Origin of the sequence: Streptomyces lancefieldiae, from assembly GCF_031845825.1 — a bacterium.
Classification (GTDB): Bacteria; Actinomycetota; Actinomycetes; order Streptomycetales; family Streptomycetaceae; genus Streptomyces; species Streptomyces lancefieldiae.
Window position 1 is genome coordinate 38,899 of sequence record NZ_JAVRFH010000018.1, and the last position, 20,689, is coordinate 59,587.

The following is a 20,689-nucleotide window of genomic DNA, read 5'->3' on the forward strand; positions in this document are numbered from 1 at the left end:
CGGGCGGGCGTCGTCCGGCCCGGCCTGCGCCTCCGCAGGCGATCGGAGATCTGCGCCACACCCCGCTATGGGCTGCCGCCCGCTCCCCCGTACCGTCATGGGTATGAGCTCCACTCCCCCCGTACGCCGTCGGCGCCTCGGGCTGCCGCGGCGGGTGTTCTCGCAGGTGCTGCTGATGCAGCTGGCGATCGCCGCGGGAGTCGCGGTGCTCGCGACCGGGCTGTTCCTGGCTCCGCTCAGTGACCAGCTGGACGACCAGGCGATGCGCCGGGCGCTCGCGATCGCGCAGACCACCGCCCAGCAGCCGCAGGTCGTGCGGGACCTGCGGGGCACCCGGCCGACGCCGGACGGTCCGGTACAGCAGGAGGCGGAACGGGTCCGGAAGGCCACGAAGGCGGAGTACGTCGTCGTGATGGACCGGCTCGGCGTGCGCTGGTCGCACACCGACCCGCACCGGATCGGTGACGTCGTCTCGACCGACCCCGGGCAGGCCCTGTCCGGACGTGAGGTCATGGAGATCGACAACGGCACCCTGGGCCGCTCCGCACGCGGCAAGGTGCCCCTGCGCGACGGCGACGGCGACATCGTCGGGGCGGTCTCGGTCGGCATCGCCTACGACAGCGTCCGGGCCCGGCTGATCCACGCCATTCCCGGCCTGCTCGCGTACGCCGGTGGCGCCCTGGCCGTGGGCGCGCTGGCCGCCTGGCTGATCTCGCGCCGGGTGCAACGGCAGACCCGGGACCTGGCCTTCTCGGACATCGCGGGCCTGCTCGCCGAGCGGGAGGCCATGCTGCACGGCATCCGGGAGGGCGTCGTCGCCCTGGACCGCGGCGGCCGGGTACGCCTGCTCAACGACGAGGCGCAGCGCCTGCTGGGCATCGGCGCCGAGGCCGTCGGCCGCACCCCCGACGAGGCGCTCGGCGCGGGACGCACGGCCGACGTCCTGGCCGGCCGGGTGACCGGAACCGACCTGCTGACCGTGCGCGGCCAGCGGGTCCTGGTCGCCAACCGGATGCCGACCGACGACGGCGGCGCCGTCGCCACCCTGCGCGACCGCACGGAGCTGGAGCAGCTCGGCCGGGAGCTGGACTCCACGCGCGGCCTGATCGACGCCCTGCGCGCACAGGACCACGAACACGCCAACCGCATGCACACCCTGCTGGGGCTGCTCGAGCTGGAGATGTACGACGACGCCGTGGAGTTCGTCGGCGAGGTCGTCGGCGACCACCGGGCGACCGCGGAGCAGATCACCGAGAGGATCCAGGACCCCCTCCTCGCCGCCCTGCTGGTCGGCAAGGCGACCGTCGCGGCCGAACGCGGAGTCACCCTGTGGGTGTCGGAGCGGACGCGGCTGCCGGACCGTCTGGTGGATCCCAGGGGGCTCGTCACGATCGTCGGCAACCTGGTCGACAACGCGCTCGACGCCGTCGCGGGGGCGACGCACGCGCGCGTGGAGGTCGAACTGCGTGCGCAGGGGCGCGCCGCGACGCTGAGGGTGCGCGACACTGGGCCCGGGATCCCGCCGGACCACCGTGAACTGGTGTTCACGGCGGGGTGGTCGACCAAGCAGGCACCGGCGCACCGTCGGCGCGGCATCGGGCTGTCCCTGGTGCGCAGGCTGGCCGAACGCCAGGGAGGCAGCGCCACCGTCGGCGAGGCGCACGGCGGGGGCGCGGAGTTCGTCGTCGTCCTGCCCGAGGCGCTGGCCGAACCGGATCCGGAGCCCGCCCTCACCGTCCCCGTGAACACCGCTGCCGAGGAGGAGTCCCGATGATCGAGGTCCTGGTGGTGGACGACGACACGCGGGTCGCGCGGGTCAACGCCGCCTACGTCGAGAAGGTGCCGGGCTTCCACGTCGCCGGTGAGGCACACAGCGCGCTGGAGGCGCTGCGCAGCGTGGAGACGCTGCCCCGCATCGATCTGGTCCTGCTGGACCACTACCTGCCCGACCAGACCGGTCTGGAGGTCGTCCAGGAGATGCGGCGGCGAGGCCACCAGGCCGACGTGATCATGGTGACGGCCGCGCGGGACGTGTCGACCGTCCAGGCGGCCATGCGCCAGGGCGCTCTGCAGTACCTGGTCAAGCCGTTCGCCTTCGCGGGGCTGCGCGCCAAGCTGGAGGCGTACGCGGAGCTGCGCCGTACGCTGGACGGCGGTGGCGAGGCGGAGCAGGCGGAGGTCGACCGCATCTTCGGTGCCCTGTCCGCGCCGTCGGAGCCGGGACTGCCCAAGGGGCACTCCCCCACCACGGCCGAGCTCGTGCGCCAGTGCCTGCTGAAGGCGGACGGCCCCCTCTCCGCGCAGGAGATCGCGGAGCGGACGGGGGTGAGCCGCCAGACCGCGCAGCGCTATCTGAAGCTCCTGGAGCGCACGGGGCGGGCCAGGCTGACCCTCAAGTACGGCGACGCGGGCCGTCCGGAGCACCGCTACGAGTGGGCGACCCGTGCCTGAGCAGGGCCGCACCCACCGCGCCGCCGCCTCCTGCGCGGCGCAGTTCGGGCGCGGCCCGGTACCTGCCCGACGTGCCGGGCGTACGCCCAGGTGAGCAGGGACATGGCGAGGAACTGCCCGAGCCTCGCGAGCATCGCCACGTCCACCGCCCCGGCCACCGGCCGGGCCATCGGCCGGGCCATCGGCCGGGCCATCGGCCGGGCCATCGGCCGGGCCATCGGCGCGGGCGCCGTCGTGGCGGTCACCACGCAGGCGACGTACCACCCGAAGAAGGCGGCCGCTGGCACCGCGAAAATGGGTCGGACTCCGAGCCGGCCCGGGGCCGGGCCCCTGGCCGGCTCGACGGCTACGCGTCGATGCGCGACCGGTCCAGCGTCGCCGCCGAGCTGGAGATGAACTCCTTGCGAGGAGCGACGTCGTTGCCCATCAGCAGGTCGAAGACCTGCTCGGCGGAGTCCAGATCGGTGAGGTTGATCCGGCGCAGGGTACGGCGCCGCGGGTCCATGGTCGTCTCGGCCAGCTGGTCGGCGTCCATCTCACCCAGGCCCTTGTACCGCTGGATGGAGTCCTTGTACCGGATGCCCTTGTTCTGGAACTCCATGAGCTTGTCGCGCAGCTCGCGGTCCGAGTACGTGTAGACGTACTTGTCCTGGCCCTTCTTCGGCTGGACGAGCTCGACGCGGTGCAGCGGCGGCACCGCGGCGAAGACCCGGCCCGCCTCCACCATGGGGCGCATGTAGCGGTGGAACAGGGTCAGGAGGAGCGTACGGATGTGGGAGCCGTCCACATCCGCGTCGGTCATCATGATGATCTTGCCGTAGCGGGCCGCGTCGATGTCGAAGGTGCGGCCGGACCCGGCCCCTATGACCTGGATGATGGCGCCGCACTCGGCGTTCTTCAGCATGTCCGTCACGGACGACTTCTGGACGTTGAGGATCTTGCCGCGGATCGGCAGCAGCGCCTGGAACTCGGAGTTCCGGGCGAGCTTCGCCGTACCGAGCGCGGAGTCGCCCTCGACGATGAACAGCTCGCTGCGATCGACGTCGTCGCTGCGGCAGTCGGCGAGCTTCGCGGGCAGCGAGGAGGACTCCAGAGCCGTCTTGCGGCGCTGGGCGTCCTTGTGCTGGCGGGCGGCGATGCGGGTTCGCGCCGCGGCGACGGCCTTCTCCATGACCACACGAGCCTGCTGGGCGGCGTCACGCTTGGTGGAGGTCAGGAACGCCTTGAGTTCCTTGCTGATCACGTTGTTCACGATGCGGCGAGCCGCCGAGGTGCCGAGGACCTCCTTGGTCTGGCCCTCGAACTGGGGCTCGGCGAGGCGGACCGTCACGACCGCCGTGAGGCCCTCCAGGGCGTCGTCCTTGACGATGTCGTCCTCGGCGACGCGCAGCAGCTTCTTGGCGCGCAGCACCTCGTTCATCGTCTTCGCGACCGCCTGCTCGAAGCCGGCGACGTGGGTGCCGCCCTTGGGCGTGGCGATGATGTTGACGAACGACCTGAGGGTGGTGTCGTAACCGGTGCCCCAGCGCATCGCGACGTCGACACCGAGGTCTCGGGTGACCTCGGTGGGCGTCATCTGGCCGTGCTCGTCCAGGACCGGCACCGTCTCCTTGAAGCTGCCCTGCCCGCTGAAGCGGAGGACGTCGCAGACGGGCTTGTCACTGGCCAGGAACTCGCAGAACTCACTGATGCCGCCGTCGAAGCGGAAGGACTCCTCGCCCTTGCTTCCGCCGTCGCCGAGTCCGAACTCGTCGCGGACGACGATGGTCAGTCCGGGCACCAGGAAAGCCGTCTGGCGGGCACGCTGGTGCAGCGTCTCCAGGGAGAGCTTGGCGTCCTTGAGGAAGATCTGGCGGTCGGCCCAGTAGCGCACGCGCGTGCCGGTACGGCTCTTGGGGATCTTCTTGGCCTTGCGCAGTCCGCTCTTGGCCTCGAACTTGGCGTCCGGGCCCGCACCGGTGAACGCGCCCGGGACGCCGCGCCGGAAGCTGATGGCGTGGGCGTGCCCGTTGCGGTCCACCTCGATGTCCAGCCGGGCGGACAGGGCGTTCACCACGGAGGCGCCGACACCGTGCAGACCGCCGGAGGCGGCGTACGAGCCGCCTCCGAACTTGCCGCCGGCGTGCAGCTTGGTCATGACGACCTCGACGCCGGACAGGCCGGTCTTGGGCTCGACGTCGACCGGGATGCCGCGGCCGTTGTCCCGGACCTCCACCGAGGCGTCGTCGTGGAGGATCACCTCGATGTGGTCGCAGTAACCGCCGAGAGCTTCGTCGACGGAGTTGTCGATGATCTCCCAGAGGCAGTGCATCAGGCCACGGCTGTCGGTCGATCCGATGTACATGCCCGGACGCTTGCGTACGGCCTCGAGCCCTTCGAGGACGAGCAGGTGCCGCGCGGTGTAGTTGGATCCGTCCCGGTCTGCTCCTGCCAGCAGCGCAGTGGACGGCACGGATGTCTCGGCGGTCACGCGGTTCGCTCCTCGCTGAATTTCAGATGGGGCCCCGCTGGGTAAAGGCGCGGCTCGGTTCACCGCTCAGAGGGTACCGAGGCCTGGTAGAGCCGTTGTAACGCCACCCTCGCGGAGAACACACCCTAGTCCAGCATCGCATGCTTGTTCGATCCCTCGATGGGGTGAAGTACACATCACGTTCCCTTCGAGGCATGAACCATTTAGGCTCCGGGCACGTCCTCATGAACAAACCGGCAACCCGGCCGGCGGGACCGACACTGACCGACTGCGCGAACCCGTACGACACACAGACACGCAATACGGCACATTCGCCGCCAACCGGCAACAGCCGGCCCCTCGGAAGTTTTTTTCGAGGAAAAGCCACGAGCGGGAACGTTTTGGGGCTGGTTGGATGTTGACCCTGGTACGACAGCTCGTCGAGCTAGAGAAGAGGCGACGTGACTACTGTTCTGACTTCCGCAAGCCCGCTAACGGCCGCTGATCGCTGCGACCGCTGCGGCGCCCAGGCATACCTGCGCGTCGTCCTGCTGAGCGGCGGAGAACTGCTCTTCTGCGCCCACCATGGGCGCAAGTTCGAGCCGGAACTCAAGAAGATCGCCGCTGAGATACAGGACGAGACGGAGCGGTTGACGGCCGTTCCGGCATCTTCCACCGAGGAAGATCGCTGACCTTACGCGCCCGACGACGAGCCAGCCCGGCACAGGCCGATGAACGGGCGGCCGCCTCCGCAGTCCGGAGGCGGCCGCCCGTGCTCGTGCCCAGCAAGCTCTCAGAGGCCGTCAGGCTCCCTTGGGCTGCCCCGCGGCAGGGTCCCAGCCAAGCGTCCGCAGAACGGCGGAGACGCGCGTGTACACCCCGGGGTTGCCCGGGCGCCCGCAGCCACTCCCCCAGGACACGAGTCCGATGAGTCTTCCCCCGGCAACCAGCGGTCCACCACTGTCCCCCTGGCAGGCGTCGCGCCCACCGGCCCGCTCACCGGCGCACAGCATGGTGCCGGCGAGATACCGCCCGTCATCACTTCCGGGATACGCCCGCTCACAGTCCGCGTCGGGAAGCACCCGCACGCGTGCCGCGCGCAGGCCGTTCGCGTAGTCCCCGGCGCCCGAGGCGTCCCCCCATCCGTACACGAGCGCTCCCGTGTCCGGTCCGTACGCGGGGTCGCCGGCCGCCGCCATCCCTATGACCGAGTCGGCCGGAAGGGCTTCGGCCAGGGTGAGAACCGCGAAGTCACCGGCGTTCGTGACGTCGTCGTGTGCCGGGTTGACCCAGACGTCATGGACGGGGATCTCGTGCCCCTGGTCCGAGAGCAGATCAGTACGACCTGCTATGACCTTCAGGTCGCGCACCTGCTCGGGTGGAGAGCCGAGAACCTCCTCCCCCAGGCAGTGGGCCGCCGTGAGCACGGTTGTCCGGCCGACGGCCACTCCCCCGCAGAACTGTCCCGCCCGCGTGCCTCCGAACCGGTCACGACTGGACAGGGCGACGGTCCACGGGCTCTCGGACACATCGACCGGAAAGCCCCCGACGACGATGCTGTCGGCGGCTGCGGGAGCGGCGGGCACCAGGGACATCGCGGTGGCCGCGGCCGCCAGGACCAGCGGCCGGGCCAGTGCCCGGGCAACGAGGCCACGCATGCAGGCTCCTCACCTTGAGGTGGTCTTGGGACACCCACAGTGATTCAGCCCGCGGCGGTGCGCACCCGCTGCTCAGCGCGAAGGCCCGGTCCCCCGACTGAGGGGTCCGGGCCTTCGTGGTCGTACGAGTGCGTCCTAGTCGAGGTAGTCGCGGAGCACCTGCGAGCGCGACGGGTGGCGCAGCTTCGACATGGTCTTCGACTCGATCTGGCGGATGCGCTCACGCGTGACGCCGTACACCTTGCCGATCTCGTCGAGGGTCTTCGGCTGACCGTCGGTGAGACCGAACCGCATGGAGACGACGCCGGCCTCGCGCTCCGACAGGGTGTCCAGGACGGAGTGCAGCTGCTCCTGCAGGAGCGTGAAGCTCACCGCGTCGGCCGGGACGACGGCCTCGGAGTCCTCGATGAGGTCACCGAACTCGCTGTCGCCGTCCTCGCCCAGCGGGGTGTGCAGCGAGATGGGCTCGCGACCGTACTTCTGGACCTCGATGACCTTCTCCGGGGTCATGTCGAGTTCCTTGGCCAGCTCCTCCGGGGTGGGTTCGCGGCCCAGGTCCTGGAGCATCTGGCGCTGCACGCGCGCGAGCTTGTTGATGACCTCGACCATGTGCACCGGGATACGGATGGTGCGGGCCTGGTCGGCCATCGCGCGGGTGATCGCCTGCCGGATCCACCAGGTCGCGTACGTGGAGAACTTGTAGCCCTTGGTGTAGTCGAACTTCTCCACCGCGCGGATCAGACCGAGGTTGCCCTCCTGGATGAGGTCCAGGAAGAGCATGCCGCGACCCGTGTAGCGCTTGGCCAGGGAGACGACCAGGCGGAGGTTGGCCTCCAGCAGGTGGTTCTTGGCGCGGCGGCCGTCCTCGGCGATGATCTCCAGCTCGCGCTTGAGCTTGGGGGCGAGCTTGTCGGAGTTCGCCAGCTTGTCCTCGGCGAACAGGCCCGCCTCGATGCGCTTGGCGAGTTCGACCTCCTGCTCGGCGTTGAGGAGGGGGACCTTGCCGATCTGCTTCAGGTAGTCCTTGACCGGGTCGGCGGTGGCACCGGCCGCGGCGACCTGCTGGGCCGGGGCGTCGTCCTCGTCCTCGTCGGACAGCACGAAGCCCGCGTTCTCGGTGCCCTCGGGCTCGTCCGTCGCCTTCGGCTCCTCGATCACCTCGTCCTCGAGAAGCTCGCCGTCTTCCTTCTTGGCGGTCGTCTTCTTGGCCGCCGTCTTCTTGGCGGTCGTCTTCTTCGCCGTCGCCTTCTTGGCGGTCGTCTTCTTGGCCACAGCCTTCTTGGCGGTGGCCTCTTCCTCGCCGGCGGGGTCGGTGGCGGACGCCACCGAGGTGGCGGGGGCGGTGGCCTTCCTGCTGGTCACCGTCTTCGCCGCGACCGTCTTCGTGGCGGTGCGCTTGGCGGGACTCTTCGCTGCGACGCTCTTTCGGGTGCGCTTGGGCTCTGCGGCACTGACCATCAGCGTCACACCCTCTTCCTCGAGGATCTGATTGAGGCTGCGCAGTACGTTCTTCCACTGAGTGGCCGGAATCTGGTCAGCTTCGAAGGCCCGACGCACGTCATCGCCGGCGATCTGCCCCTCAGCCTTTCCCCGCTCAATGAGCGCCATGACAGAGACGGACTCGGCGATCTCCGGCGGGAGCGTACGGGATGTGCTGGCCGACACGAACAACCTCTCGGAACGTTGGAAAACGGCTTCCGGCCCCGTCCGGGCGGACAGGAGCCGACCGCCGGCTTGGGAGTGGGCCGACGGCGCGGGCGGGCCGGGGAGAAGCACAGCGCCATGAACGGCGTCCGTATTCCCTCCGCGGCTGTCACCTCTTAGGTCATCGCGTTGTTCCCACGAGCGTTACGCCCAATCCGAGTGGCCCGAGTCACACCCCGTAAGCTATCAAAATCTGCCATACAGGGATGAAAACGGTCACCGATGGATGCCCGGTCGCGCCGAGGGCTCCCGGTCACACAAGGAGGCTCAGCCTCTCATCACACCGTCGGACCCCGCGGAATCGCCGAGGATTCCGCGGGGTCCGCGGCGTCGGCGTCCCGGCCGGCCACTGCCATAGGAGGGATCTGGAGCACCCGGCCCACGCCGTTCCGGCGGAACGCGGTCAGTGGTCGCGCGGTGCGGGCACCACACGCTCCACCTCGGGGTGGACGGTCAGGAGCTGACGCATGGCCGCCTCGGCCGCCGCGCCGTCCCCCGTGGCGAGGGCTTCGACGATCCTGCCGTGCTGCGCCAGGGAGACGTCGTTCGGCCGGTCACATCCCGTGACCGGCCCGCCGGAGACGTGGAGGGCGGCGGACACGATCCCGGACAGGTGGTCCAGCATGCGGTTGCCCGCGATCTGGATGAGCAGCGCGTGGAACTCGGCGTCGGCACGCGAGAAGGTGAGCGCGTCGCCCTGCCCCATGGCGTGCCCCATGATCCCGACCATGTCGGACAGGCGCTGCTGGATGTCCTCCCGCCCGTGCCCGGCGGCGAGGCGCGCGGCGAGCGGTTCGATCGTCCAGCGCAGCTCGCTGAGCTCACGGCGCTGGTCGTCGCGCTGCGGCCCGAAGGCACGCCACTCGATGATGTCCGGGTCGAGCAGGTTCCAGTCGCTGACGGGGCGCACCCGCGTGCCGACGTTCGGGCGGGCACTGACCAGGCCCTTGGCCTCCAGCACACGCAGGGACTCGCGGACAACGGTACGGGACACCTCGAAACGCTGACCGATCTCCTCGGGCACCAGCGGGCGGTCGGCACCCAGATCGCCCGAAACGATCATCTGCCCCAACTGCTGGACGAGTTGCCCGTGCAGTCCACGGCCACGGCTGCCCGCGGTGCGCCGGCCCACGCGGCCCAGTTCGGGCTCCGCCCCCTCCCAGGCGGGCGCCCCGACGCGGTCGACGGCGGGCGTCTCGGCGTAGGGGTAGCGGTCGAGTTCGCCCGGGTTCACGAGGCCGGAGTCGGCGGAACGGGCGGCGGTCATCATGGAGTGCGCAAGGGTAGTCACGCATCCTTTGTCGGCGTCGCCTTCAACTGCCTTGAGGGCTTTGGTGAAAAGCACACGAAAGGGTGATCGCTCACCCCGTCGCAATTGACGCCTTATCGGAAAGAAATGTGCTTTCCCCGGGGAGTTGCGCACACGGTCGGACCGGAAGGGGATGGGTGGCGCCTCACCGGGCCCTGCTGCGCACGGTCATGAGCAGATAAGCGCAGAGCAGAGTGGTGAGTGACAACGTCAGTGCGCTGCCGACAGGTTGGACGACCACGCGCAGCACTTCGGCCACGTACCGCTCCCCACCGAACGGCCACTGCGTCAGGAGAACCTCGCGCACCCGCATCGGAAGGCCGGCGGCGGTCCGCACGGACGGCCCCTCCCAGACCTTCTGTACGAGTGGTACGACCAGGACGGGAACGGCGACCACCGCCGCGAGCCCGGCCGTGGTGGACCGGAACACGCCCGCGGCGAGCACACCGGACCAGGCACACGCGACGACGAGCCCGAGCCAACCGGCGCTCAGTACGGGCCAGTCGGTGGGGACCCGCACGAGTTCCCGCCCGTAGAACAGATGGAGCACCTCGGCGTCGCAGCTCACCGTCAGGGCGGCCAGCGCCAGCGCGCCGGCCGCGGAGACGAGGAGTTTGGCGGTCAGCAGCCCCATCCGACGAGGCACGGTACCGCGGTCCGCCGCCAGGGCGGGGTGACGGAACTCGTCGCCGAAGGAGAGCGCGCCGAGCAGCCCGGCACCGAGCGCCACGGGGGGCAGTGGGAGTTCCCTCGGCCATGCGGCCAGGAGACGCGGCTGCGGGGTGTGCCCGACGCGGGCCAGGACCAGAGCGGTGACCGCGGACACGACGAGGACCACGGCGCCGGTGACGTATCCGGTGCTGATGCCGGCCGCACGGCGGAGTTCGTAGCGGAGGGGGCGAAGGGGGCTGGGGGCGGAACGGACGGAGATGGGGGGCGGCAGTGTGGAGGGTGCGTCGCGTGCGGTGGCTGCGGCGGGACGGAGGGCGGTGTGGGAGCGCGGCCTGTACCGGGGGGTGGCGAGTGAGGAGTGGGGGGCGGGCGGCTCCGACGGGTCGTCGGGGGGAGAGGCGCCGGCCCGTGGAGACGCAACGTCGGGCTCGGAAGCGCCACCGGGCTCGGACGCGTTACGGGGCTCGGGAGCCTTACGGCGCTCGGGAGGGCTGCCCGGGACGGGGTCGGTGCGAGGCTCGGGGGCGCCGCCCGGCGCTGTGGCGTCGCCCGGCCCGGGAGCGTCGGTGCGTGGGGGCGTCGCCGGGGACGGTTGCGGGGTACCGGGGACAGGTTGAAGGTCGTTGGCGGGTGGCCGGGGTGCGTCCGGCTCCGGCAGCGGAACATCGGGGAGGGGCCTGGGGGCGCCGGGGATCGACTCGGGGGCGGTGAGGGTGCGGTCGGAAGCGGCCCCGGTCAGCTGCCAGGCTGCGGGCGCCGTACCCGCACCCGGTCCCATGTCGCCTACTTCATCGGCCAGTTGATGTACGAGGATGCCGTGGCGGAACGCTGTGTCGCCGATGTCGGCACAGGTACTGCCGTACACGGCGAGGCGGTTGCCGGCCTCGCGAACGACTTCGACGGAACGGCGGGCCGCGCGCGCTTCTTTGGTCAGCAGGGCAGCGAGGCGGGGGGCGTGCGGGCTGCGGACGGCGACACGGGGGCGCAGACGGGTGCGGGAGAAGACCGCGGCTTCCTGGTCGGCGACGACTCTGCCCCGGTCCAGGGTGACGACGTGGTCGGCGGTACGCGCGGCCTCCTTGGGATCCGCCGTGCTGAACAGGACGGTACCGCCCTGCGCCGCGTGGGCGCGCAGCATGCCGTGGAGCCAGCGGGCCTCACGGGCGGAGAGCGCGCCGGCGGGGTCGTCGAGGACCAGGGTGTGCGGGTCGGGAAGCAGTGCGCAGGCCAGCCCGACACGTCGGTCCATGCCGCGCGAGAGGGTGCCGAGGCGTTCGCCGCGCAGGCTCACGAGCCCGACCGACTCCAGGACTTCGTCGGCGCGCCGGACCGGCACCCCGGCCGCCGCGCACAGCATGCGGAGGTGGCCGCGCACCGTGCGGGCCGGGTGCCCCGGCACATCGCCCAGCAGCACCCCGACCTCACGTGAGGGATGGGCGATGCGGTGCAGGGGGCGGCCTCTGAAGTAGGTGAGACCACGGCCGCGTTGGAGTTCGAGCATGAGTCTGAGCACCGTCGTCTTGCCGGCGCCCGGTGCTCCGAGCAGTGCGGTGACGCGGCCGGCGCGCGCCTCGAAGGAGACGTCGTCGACTGCGGGCGGAAACTCCTTGCGAGGGTTGCTGGTCAATCCGAAGGCCTGGATCACCTGTAGCAAGATAGCGTGCCATATCCGATTTTTCGGGCATCACGGGGCCTGTCGGGCCTGAGGTGACAGGCCGTGTCGATTCCTTGTCCGCCGTTCGCTCCGGGGTTCCGCCCGGGCCTCGGTGTCAGACCTCGGGGCGCAGCATCGGGGGGTTGAGGAGAGTCGCGCCGCCGGCCCGGAAGAGCTGGGCGGGGCGGCCTCCCTGGCGGGTGGTCGTCCCGCCGGTGGGGACCAGGAAGCCCGGGGTGCCCGTTACCTTGCGGTGGAAGTTGCGCGGGTCGAGTGACACGCTCCACACCGCTTCGTAGACGCGGCGCAGCTCCCCGACCGTGAACTCGGGCGGGCAGAAAGCGGTGGCCAGCGACGAGTATTCGATCTTGGAGCGGGCCCTTTCCACCCCGTCCGCCAGGATCTGGGCGTGATCGAAGGCGAGCAGCGCCACCGGCTCGCTGTCACGGCCGTAACCGCCCGGCTCCAGCAGTTCCTCGACCGGTGCCCAGCGCGCGTTGCTGGCGTCACCGCCCGCCCGGGGAGCGGGCAGGTCGGGAGCGAGTGCGAGGTGGGCGACGCTGACCACACGCATCCGGGGATCGCGCTCGGGGGCGCCGTACGTCGCGAGCTGCTCCAGATGGGCACCGTTGTCCTGGATGGGTGCGGCGGGGTCGTGCACGCACAGTCCCGTCTCCTCGGCCAGCTCCCGGGCCGCCGCCTGTGCCAGGTCCTCGTCGGCCCGTACGAAACCGCCGGGCAGGGCCCAGCGGCCCTGGAACGGCGGCTCGCCCCTGCGTACCGCCAGCGCGCACAGCGAGTGGCGGCGAACGGTCAGCACGACCAGATCCACAGTGACGGCGAAGGGCGGAAAGGCTGACGGGTCGTAGGGCATGCGGCGATCATAGTCGTCTTCCTGACGATAAACACTCCCTTCGTCGGCCGCTCGGACGGCTGATCCGCATCCGTCCGACGGGCGCCCCCGTCTGCTTCCGATCACCGCGCCGTGCCGCGTCGGGCCAGGTCAAGGCCCAGTTCCAGGGTCGCCCGGCCGCCCCTTCGCCCATTTGCCCCGGCGCCGAGCCGACCGACGCGGACACGGACGGGTGACCGGCGCCCCGAACCCCCCGGGGCCTGCCACGCGGGCCTCCATCTGCCGGATCGTCGATCCGGAGGTCCCACTGGAACGCCGTCCGCGGCCACTGGCCCACTGCCGCAGTCCGGCCCCGCCCGGTCTGCCGCGGGCGTCGAGCAGCTCGGCGCTGGGCAGAGCGGCGCGGTGGGCGCGGGCCTGGGTCTCGCAGAGGAGCGAAAAGGACTGTCGGGGGACGGGGCAGCTTCATACGTGCGGTCCCGGACGGTGGTCCGCAGCCCGCCCGGGTCAGACACCGTGCTGCTGCCGGCAGCCTCATGTCCGTCCCGTGCTCCCAGAGGCTCAGCCCGAGCCCCGAGCCCCGAGCCCCGAGCGACGGCCGCCGCGAGGAGCACGGAGCAGCGGAGGGGCGCCTCCGTGCCGGTTCACCCCGACAGCAGGTACGGGCCGACGGCCGGCAGTTCCCGCACCTCACCGGTCCCGGCCGCCATCCGAACGCCTGCACCCTCCCCTCCTCCCGGCCCCTCCCTCCCCACCTCCCCCGCTGTTCCCCACCCAAGGACCCGCCGCCGCCCTACGGCCACCCCGACTCCTTCAAGCCCGCTCGCCACCTCCTTCGGTCCCGTGCTCTCCCCTACGCGTACCTCCCCGGCAGATGCCCTCCCGCCCTGTCGCCTCCTTCTGCGGTGCGCGCGAGCGCGTGCGGTCCGTCCGCGCCGCGCCAGGGCGCTCACCGCCCGCCGGAGTGCGTGGACGCACGATCTTCACGCGCGGCCCACGGCCCTGCGCCCTCGCACGGCTGAGCACGCCGTCGGCCGAGGCCACTGAGCGCGGGCGGCGCAGCCGACGGGGAGGCGCCTCGGGGGCGGGGGTGGGCTCGCCCGGCGCACGTTGCCCGGGCCTGCCGGCCTGCCCGTCACCGCCCGACGTGCCACCTTCCGACGTGCCACCTTCCGTACCCCCACGGCCCCCACGCTCCGCACGCAGGCAGCGACGGATCGACTCCGGGTCGAGGCCCTCGTTGCACGCCTGGTGCAGGAGCCGGGCGAAGAGGTAGTCCGGATCTGCGCCCAGTGCCATGGCCAGGGCCTCCCGGGCCTCCAGTTCGTCGCCGGTGGACCAGGCGACCCACCCCGCGAGGGTCAGAGGCGCGGCCGCGTGTTCGCCGTAGGGGCCGACGCAGCGGCGAGCCAGGGCCCGCCAGAGGCGTAGCGCGGGCCCGGCCTCGTCACCCTCCATCCATTCGGCGGCACGGTCACGGGTCGTACGGTCCTGGAGGCCGAGAATCAGCGCCGCTGCCTCGTCGTGTCCGAGCAGCTGGTCGTCGCGCAGGTCCTCGGCGGGCACACCGGACACGGGCGGCGCCTCGCTGAGCCGTCGCATGACCCGCCGCGTCAAGCACAGCGTCTCCTCTGCCACGTCCGCACGGCCGGCGTCGTCGAGGATCCGGGAGACCACCGTCATGGCTGCCGCGTCCAGGGCGGTCGTCTGCTCGAGTGCCGCGGCGCCTTCCAGCGGAAGCAGCCTGGCCCGCAGCTCGCGCAGCGAGCCTCGCACCTGGATGCCGGCATAGGTGGCCGCCGCGGCCAGCACGGACGTACCCGGCAGTCCCATGGGGACGCCCTGGGCCGGGCAGCAGGCGTCGTCGTCACAGCAGTACGACCAGAAGCGCCCGTCCGAGATGCACAGCGCCTCGACCACCGGCACGTCGAGGGCACCGCATTCGACGCGCAGCCTCTGGGCCAGCGGGCGCAGTCGCTCCATCACCTGTCGGCCGGTCTCTCCCCGCCCCGGCTCCTGGCAGAGGTAGGCGACCATCTGCTCGGGCCGGACTCCTCGGCGCTCGCTGCCGGTCACCAGGCCGTGCGCCAGTTGTCCGGCCGCGCTCGCCCAGTCGTCCGCGCTCGCGGGAATGCCCAGGCGGGCACGACCGCCGAACCGGCCACGCCCGTCCCGGTCGCGCAGGGCGACCAGGACAATGCTGTCCTCGGGGCGGTACCCCAGGAGATACGGCAGGGCGTCCGCCAGCTCGGCGGGGGTCCGCAGGGTGACCTGGTGTTCCTCGCCGGGGCTGTCGTACGGGGTGGGGGCCGCACGGCCCGGCTTCGCGGGACCCGGGATGTCGCCGTTCTCGGAGGATCCGGTCGTTTCGCTGTGGTTCGTCATGGCCCGACGATCTCGCGGATCAGAAAATTCCGCTTTGCCCTGTGGATAACTCTCACCAGGGACACGTCACCCAGTGCTGCGTCCGGGAGTCGTGCCGCACCGCCCCGGCGCCCGGATGTCAGTCCCGTCCTGTTGTATGGAACGCATGGAGCACACGAGCAACGCGGATCTCCGGACAGCGGCCGATGCGGTCCTCGCCCGCCTCGTCGGCGACGCCTCGGGCGGCGCCCGGCTGCGGGAAGACCAGTGGCGGGCGATCGAGGCGCTGGTCGCCGACCGGCGCCGGGCCCTGGTCGTCCAGCGCACGGGGTGGGGCAAGTCCGCGGTCTACTTCGTGGCGACCGCGTTGCTGCGGGCCAGGGGTGCCGGCCCCACCGTGATCGTCTCCCCGCTGCTCGCGCTGATGCGCAACCAGGTCGAGGCCGCCGCCAGGGCCGGCATCCGCGCCCGGACCATCAACTCCTCGAACACCGAGGAGTGGGACGCGATCCAGGACGAGATCGCCGTGGGCGAGGTCGATGTGCTGCTGGTGAGTCCCGAGCGGCTCAACAACCCGGACTTCCGCGACCAGGTGCTGCCCAAGCTCTCCGCCGCGACCGGGCTGCTCGTGGTGGACGAGGCCCACTGCATCTCCGACTGGGGCCACGACTTCCGCCCGGACTACCGGCGGCTGCGCACGATGCTCACCGACCTCCCGCCGGGGGTGCCCGTCCTGGCGACGACCGCCACCGCCAACGCGCGCGTGACCGCCGACGTCGCGGAGCAGCTCGGGACCGGCGGCGCGTCGGACGCGCTGGTGCTGCGCGGTCCGCTGGACCGGGAGAGCCTCAGTCTGGGGGTGCTGCGACTGTCCGACGCCGCGCACCGGATGGCCTGGCTCGCCGATCACCTTCACGAACTTCCTGGTTCCGGGATCATCTACACACTCACCGTGGCCGCCGCGGAGGAGGTCACGGCCTTCCTGCGGCAGCGCGGCCACGTCGTCTCCTCGTACACCGGCAAGACCGAGAACGCGGACCGGCAGCAGGCCGAGGACGACCTGCTCGCCAACCGGGTCAAGGCACTGGTCGCCACCTCGGCGCTGGGCATGGGCTTCGACAAGCCCGACCTGGGTTTCGTGGTCCACCTGGGCTCGCCGTCCTCGCCCATCGCGTACTACCAGCAGGTCGGCCGTGCCGGGCGCGGTGTCGAGCACGCCGAGGTGCTCCTCCTGCCGGGCAAGGAGGACGAGGCGATCTGGCAGTACTTCGCTTCTCTGGCCTTCCCGTCGGAGGAGCTGGTGCGCCGCACGCTCGACGTCCTCGCGCACGCGGAGCGGCCCCTGTCGCTGCCCGCCCTGGAGCCCTTGGTGGAGCTGCGCCGCTCCCGACTGGAGACCATGCTCAAGGTCCTCGACGTGGACGGCGCGGTCAAGCGGGTCAAAGGCGGCTGGATCGCCACGGGGCAGCCGTGGACGTACGACGCGGAGCGGTACGACTGGGTCGCGCGGCAGCGGAAGGCCGAGCAGCAGGCGATGCGTGACTACGCCTCGACGACCGACTGCCGGATGGAGTTCCTGCAACGCCAGTTGGACGACGAGGGCGCCAAGCCCTGCGGCCACTGCGACAACTGCGCGGGCGCACGCTTCACCGCGGACACCTCCACCGACGCCCTCGACGCCGCGCGGGTCGACCTGGGCCGGGCCGGCGTCGAGGTGGAGCCGCGCCGTATGTGGCCGACCGGGCTTCCGGCGATCGGCGTCGATTTGAAGGGGCGCATTTCGGCCGGTGAACAGGCCTCGACGGGGCGGGCGTTGGGCCGCCTGTCCGACATCGGGTGGGGCAATCGGCTGCGACCGATGCTCTCTGCCCAGGCGCCGGACGGTGCGGTGCCCGACGATGTCGCCCAGGCCGTCGTTACGGTGCTGGCCGACTGGGCGAAGGGACCCGGCGGCTGGGCCTCGGGCGCGGCGGACGGCCAGCCACGCCCGGCCGGGGTGGTGACCGTCGCCTCGCGCTCCCGGCCTCGGCTGATCCAATCCCTGGGAGCACGCATCGCCGAGGTCGGCCGGCTGCCGTTGCTCGGTTCGGTCGAGTACACGGGTGAGGCACCGAGGGCGTCCCGCAGCAACAGCGCGCAGCGGCTCAAGGCACTCGACGGCGCGCTGACCGTGCCGCCCGACCTCGCCGCCACCCTCGGCGGCCTTGACGGCCCGGTGCTCCTCGTGGACGACTGCACCGAGACCGGTTGGACCCTGGCGGTGGCGGCCCGCCTACTGCGGCGCGCCGGCGCCCACGGGGTGTTGCCACTGGTCCTGGCCGTGCAGGGCTGATCGCCCACCTCGGCGCACCGCGCCGGCCCACGGCCCCGCGCGACTCCGGGTGGCGCGCCCCGCGCGTCACCCAACTGCGCTCTGGGTAGGGATATAGAACGCACATCATCCGATAACGGTCGTCGGTCCCAATTGCTCGTTGCCGCAACCAAGTTCGACAGGAAGAATTGAACTCCGCTCCCCGCACGGCTCGTCCGTGATCCGGCAGGGCTTCACTGCGGTGCGCGCTCCCCCGAATCCGACCCCCGCCCGCAGTGTGGGCGCGTAGCCGAAGGGAGGAACGTGACCTTCGGATTCGCTCCGTCCTCGACGGCATCATTGTCGTCGTCGGCCCCTTCCGCCACTCGCATGCTCGAACCGGCGGAGTGGGCCGCTGCCGGAATCCCGCTGCTGCGCAATCCGCGCGAGGTCGTCAGCGGACTGCACGCGCGGCACCACCCCGAGCCGGCGACCGCGATCGTGGCCGTCCTCGATCCGGACGAACGACTGCGTGCGAGCGCCTCGTTCACCAGCCGCCGGGCCCCGGCCGACGGGTGGTTGTTCCGCAACGCCCTGCTCGCCCAACTGCGACGGGTCATCCCGCACGATCTGCGGCGCCGCACCCCGGTGCGCACCGCCGTCCTGCTCTACTGCCGTGAGGGCGACGATCGTTGGACGGAGGAGGACGGCGCGTGGATGTGGGGGCTGCGGGACGCCTGCACGTTGCACGGGCTGCGCTGCGGCGCCTACATCACGCTGACCCGTGACGGTTGGCAGGTCTTCGGTGAGGGGCGCGGGGGACGTCGGCCCCACGCGACCTCGGCGCCGGAGCCGTTCGCCACGTCGCAGGCGCCGCCCCCGCCACCGCGCACCGGCGGCGTCGCCTCGGACGTGCTGCGGCGCGCGGCAGCTCGCTGAGCACCACGGGCCCGGTGCGCGCCGCGTGTCCACGCAGCGGCATCCAGGCCTGTGACAGCACGGCGTGACGCCCGTACGCCCCCCCTACCCGCAAGACGCGCCGACGTCCCCCGGGTCGGGCGGGAACAAGTCCTCCGTCCCGAGGCCGTGACGGGAACGCCGAATCAGCCACCGTGCGGGGACCGTTCCGACGCCCGCCGCATGCGGCGGACCGGGCTCAGACGCCCGCGCCCAGCACCGAGTTGATGCGCTGCGGGTCACCGCAGACGATCAGCAGGGCGTCGGCCCGGGTGTGTGCCACGGACAGGGCGGTGACAGCGGCGGCTTCGGGGCCACCGTTGACCACGACCACGACGACGGCCCGCGACGCGGCACGGTCCGCGACGGCGGCGTCCGCGTAGAAGACGTCATCGCCCGCGTCGTGCTGCGCCCAGTAGGCGGCATCGCCGAAGGACAGTTCGTGGGCGGCCCACGGATGGGGCTCGCCGGTGGTGATCACCAGCACGTCACCGGGGGCGCGCCCCGAGTCCAGAAGCAGGTCCACGGCCTCCTCGGCGGCGTCGAGCGCGCCTTCGGGCGAAGCCGGGATCAGCTGGATCTGCGGGGCGGCCGGAACTGGTGCCGGAGCTGCCGGTCCCGACGGTGCGGGCTTGGCCGTGTCGCGCGGCGCACGTTGCGCCGGCGGCGCGGGCCGCACGGGGTTGGGTCGGCCGGGCCGCGGCGGGGCCGCGGGACGGGGGCCGGGTACGGGGCGGGGGGTCGACGCGGTGCGGCCGCTGGCCGGAGTGGCGCGGGGACCCTGGGCCTTCTCGTGAATCTGAGGCTCCTCGGGAATGAGAGGCATGAGCTGATGTTTATCAAACGTTGGTGCGGCTCGCGTCGGCGGGTGGCACATGCCTGCGAGCGGAACCGTCAGAAATCGAATCCGAGCTGACCCTCGATTTCCGGAACGCTTCCGTCCACCCAACTGCGGACCTTCTTGAGGTGCCGCCACTGGGGCAGCGCATCAAGATACGCCCACGACAACCGGTGATGCGGGGTGGGCCCCCGCTCCGCCAGTGCGGCCTTGTGCACGGGCGACGGATACCCGGCGTTGTCCGCAAAACCGAAGTCTGCATGGTCGATACCCAGTTCGGCCATCATTTTGTCGCGCTGAACCTTGGCCAGTACCGAAGCCGCCGCGACGGCGACGCAGGACTGGTCGCCCTTGATCACCGTACGGACCTTCCAGGGCGCCCCGAGATAGTCGTGCTTGCCGTCGAGTATGACGGCGTCGGGACGGACCGGCAGGGTCTCCAGGGCACGCACGGCCGCCAACCGCAGCGCCGCGGTCATCCCCTGCGCGTCGATCTCCTCCGGAGAGGCGTGTCCCAGGGCATAGCACGTCACCCAGGTCCGCAGTTCCGCGGCGAGTTCACCGCGTCGCTTGACGGTCAGCAGCTTGGAATCGGTGAGTCCGGCCGGAGGCCTGCGCAACCCGGTGACCGCGGCACAGACAGTGACCGGACCGGCCCACGCACCGCGCCCCACCTCGTCGACACCGGCAATGATCTTCGCTCCGGTCGTGGCGCGGAGTGAGCGCTCGACGGTGTGAGTAGGCGGTTCGTACGGCATGACGCTCATAGCCTACGCCGCCCCGAACCTCCGGCGACACCCTGGTTCCCCTAAGGAGACCTGACCCCGGTCGGGCGGGAGTCAGGCGCCGTCGGGCCGCAGCAGCGGAACCATCAGCTGGTCGATCAATTCCTCGATTTCCTGGTCCGGCCATTCACTTCCACAAATCTTCGAGCGGTACATCATCATCGCCGGGATGGCGTCGAAGACGTAGCCGTTCGCCGCACCCTCCCGGGCCTCGCCCCGCTCTATTCCGCGGTTGATGACCTCACGGAGCATCTTGAGGGTCGGCTCGACCACCCCGTTGATGATCACCGCATGGAAGCGCTCCGCCTGCATGCTGTCGCATTCGTGAACGACCGCCTGCCAGGCGAGCCCGGGGCGGGAGAACATCGCGTCGCGCGCCCGTCGACACAGCGCCAGAAGGTCCTCACGCACGCTCCCCAGGTCGGGCACCGTGTCGAAGCGCGGCAGGCCGGACCGCAGGGCGTCCGCGACCAGGTCCTCCTTGGACGGCCAGCGGCGATAGACCGCCGCCTTGCCCGTCTGGGCGCCGGCGGCCACACCCTCCATCGTCAGGCCGTTCCAGCCGACGGTGCCGAGCTGCTCCAGCGCGGCGTCGAGGATCGCGCGTTCCAGGACCGCGCCACGCCGACGGGACGGCGTCTGGGCGGAGGCGGCCACCCAGTGCGAAGCAACCATGTCGAGGGTCTCCAGGAAACGGGGGAAGCG

At 71.4% G+C, this 20,689-nt stretch carries 15 protein-coding genes and 1 pseudogene; 5 read left to right on the plus strand and 11 right to left on the minus strand.

Annotated elements, in window-relative coordinates; genetic code table 11:
- Positions 1-103: 103 nt before the first annotated feature.
- Both RM812_RS19210 and RM812_RS19215 read left to right on the plus strand, forming a co-directional pair.
- Complete coding sequence (locus tag RM812_RS19210; RefSeq protein ID WP_311574018.1) at positions 104-1,774, plus strand: sensor histidine kinase; 1,671 nt, start codon at positions 104-106, stop codon at positions 1,772-1,774.
- Entirely contained in the window at positions 1,771-2,451 is a 681-nt protein-coding gene (locus tag RM812_RS19215; protein WP_311574020.1) for a response regulator, read from the plus strand. The genes RM812_RS19210 and RM812_RS19215 overlap by 4 nt, the downstream gene beginning before the upstream one ends.
- Here the strand turns inward: RM812_RS19215 and RM812_RS19220 are convergent.
- Positions 2,427-2,744: pseudogene (locus RM812_RS19220) on the minus strand (hypothetical protein); the annotation flags it as partial. The gene RM812_RS19215 and the pseudogene RM812_RS19220 overlap by 25 nt on opposite strands.
- A gap of 53 nt (positions 2,745-2,797) precedes the next feature.
- The gene (locus tag RM812_RS19225) at positions 2,798-4,921 is read right to left on the minus strand and encodes a DNA gyrase/topoisomerase IV subunit B (protein WP_311574022.1); all 2,124 of its coding nucleotides are present in this window, start codon (positions 4,919-4,921) and stop codon (positions 2,798-2,800) included.
- A gap of 440 nt (positions 4,922-5,361) precedes the next feature.
- Here RM812_RS19225 and RM812_RS19230 point away from each other — a divergent pair, with 440 nt between their 5' ends.
- The gene (locus RM812_RS19230; protein ID WP_311574023.1) at positions 5,362-5,592 is read left to right on the plus strand and encodes a DUF7455 domain-containing protein; all 231 of its coding nucleotides are present in this window, start codon (positions 5,362-5,364) and stop codon (positions 5,590-5,592) included.
- A 111-nt stretch (positions 5,593-5,703) separates the two neighbouring features.
- Here RM812_RS19230 and RM812_RS19235 read toward each other — a convergent pair whose 3' ends face one another.
- From RM812_RS19235 to RM812_RS19260, 6 genes are all read right to left on the minus strand, one after another.
- Positions 5,704-6,558, minus strand: a complete 855-nt coding sequence (locus RM812_RS19235; protein ID WP_311574025.1) for a S1 family peptidase — start codon at positions 6,556-6,558, stop codon at positions 5,704-5,706.
- A gap of 135 nt (positions 6,559-6,693) precedes the next feature.
- Positions 6,694-8,223 carry an RNA polymerase sigma factor gene (locus RM812_RS19240; protein WP_311574027.1) on the minus strand — a complete coding sequence of 510 codons (1,530 nt, stop codon included), beginning with the start codon at positions 8,221-8,223 and terminating at the stop codon, positions 6,694-6,696.
- A 442-nt stretch (positions 8,224-8,665) separates the two neighbouring features.
- The gene (gene whiH / locus RM812_RS19245) at positions 8,666-9,553 is read right to left on the minus strand and encodes a sporulation transcriptional regulator WhiH (protein ID WP_311574029.1); all 888 of its coding nucleotides are present in this window, start codon (positions 9,551-9,553) and stop codon (positions 8,666-8,668) included.
- Positions 9,554-9,716: 163 nt separating this feature from the next.
- Positions 9,717-11,888 (minus strand): ATP-binding cassette domain-containing protein, encoded by a 2,172-nt coding sequence (locus tag RM812_RS19250; protein ID WP_311574031.1) that lies wholly within the window; start codon positions 11,886-11,888, stop codon positions 9,717-9,719.
- A gap of 124 nt (positions 11,889-12,012) precedes the next feature.
- Entirely contained in the window at positions 12,013-12,771 is a 759-nt protein-coding gene (locus tag RM812_RS19255) for an NUDIX hydrolase (protein WP_311574034.1), read from the minus strand.
- Positions 12,772-13,563: 792 nt separating this feature from the next.
- A complete protein-coding gene (locus RM812_RS19260) occupies positions 13,564-15,135 on the minus strand; it encodes a DUF4192 domain-containing protein (protein ID WP_311574036.1) in 1,572 nt (523 codons plus the stop codon).
- Positions 15,136-15,280: 145 nt separating this feature from the next.
- Between RM812_RS19260 and RM812_RS19265 the strand changes: the two genes are divergently transcribed.
- Together RM812_RS19265 and RM812_RS19270 are read left to right on the plus strand one after the other, a co-directional pair.
- The gene (locus tag RM812_RS19265) at positions 15,281-17,446 is read left to right on the plus strand and encodes a RecQ family ATP-dependent DNA helicase (RefSeq protein ID WP_311574038.1); all 2,166 of its coding nucleotides are present in this window, start codon (positions 15,281-15,283) and stop codon (positions 17,444-17,446) included.
- Between the two features lie 282 nt (positions 17,447-17,728).
- Positions 17,729-18,343 (plus strand): hypothetical protein, encoded by a 615-nt coding sequence (locus RM812_RS19270; protein WP_311574040.1) that lies wholly within the window; start codon positions 17,729-17,731, stop codon positions 18,341-18,343.
- A 217-nt stretch (positions 18,344-18,560) separates the two neighbouring features.
- Here RM812_RS19270 and RM812_RS19275 read toward each other — a convergent pair whose 3' ends face one another.
- From RM812_RS19275 to RM812_RS19285, 3 genes are all read right to left on the minus strand, one after another.
- Positions 18,561-19,187, minus strand: coding sequence for a hypothetical protein (locus tag RM812_RS19275; protein ID WP_311574042.1), 627 nt, complete (start codon positions 19,185-19,187; stop codon positions 18,561-18,563).
- 68 nt (positions 19,188-19,255) lie between these two features.
- The gene (locus RM812_RS19280) at positions 19,256-19,957 is read right to left on the minus strand and encodes a ribonuclease HII (protein ID WP_311574180.1); all 702 of its coding nucleotides are present in this window, start codon (positions 19,955-19,957) and stop codon (positions 19,256-19,258) included.
- Positions 19,958-20,038: 81 nt separating this feature from the next.
- On the minus strand, positions 20,039-20,659 hold the full coding sequence (locus RM812_RS19285; protein WP_311574044.1) for a TetR/AcrR family transcriptional regulator: 621 nt from the start codon (positions 20,657-20,659) through the stop codon (positions 20,039-20,041).
- Positions 20,660-20,689 lie beyond the last annotated feature (30 nt).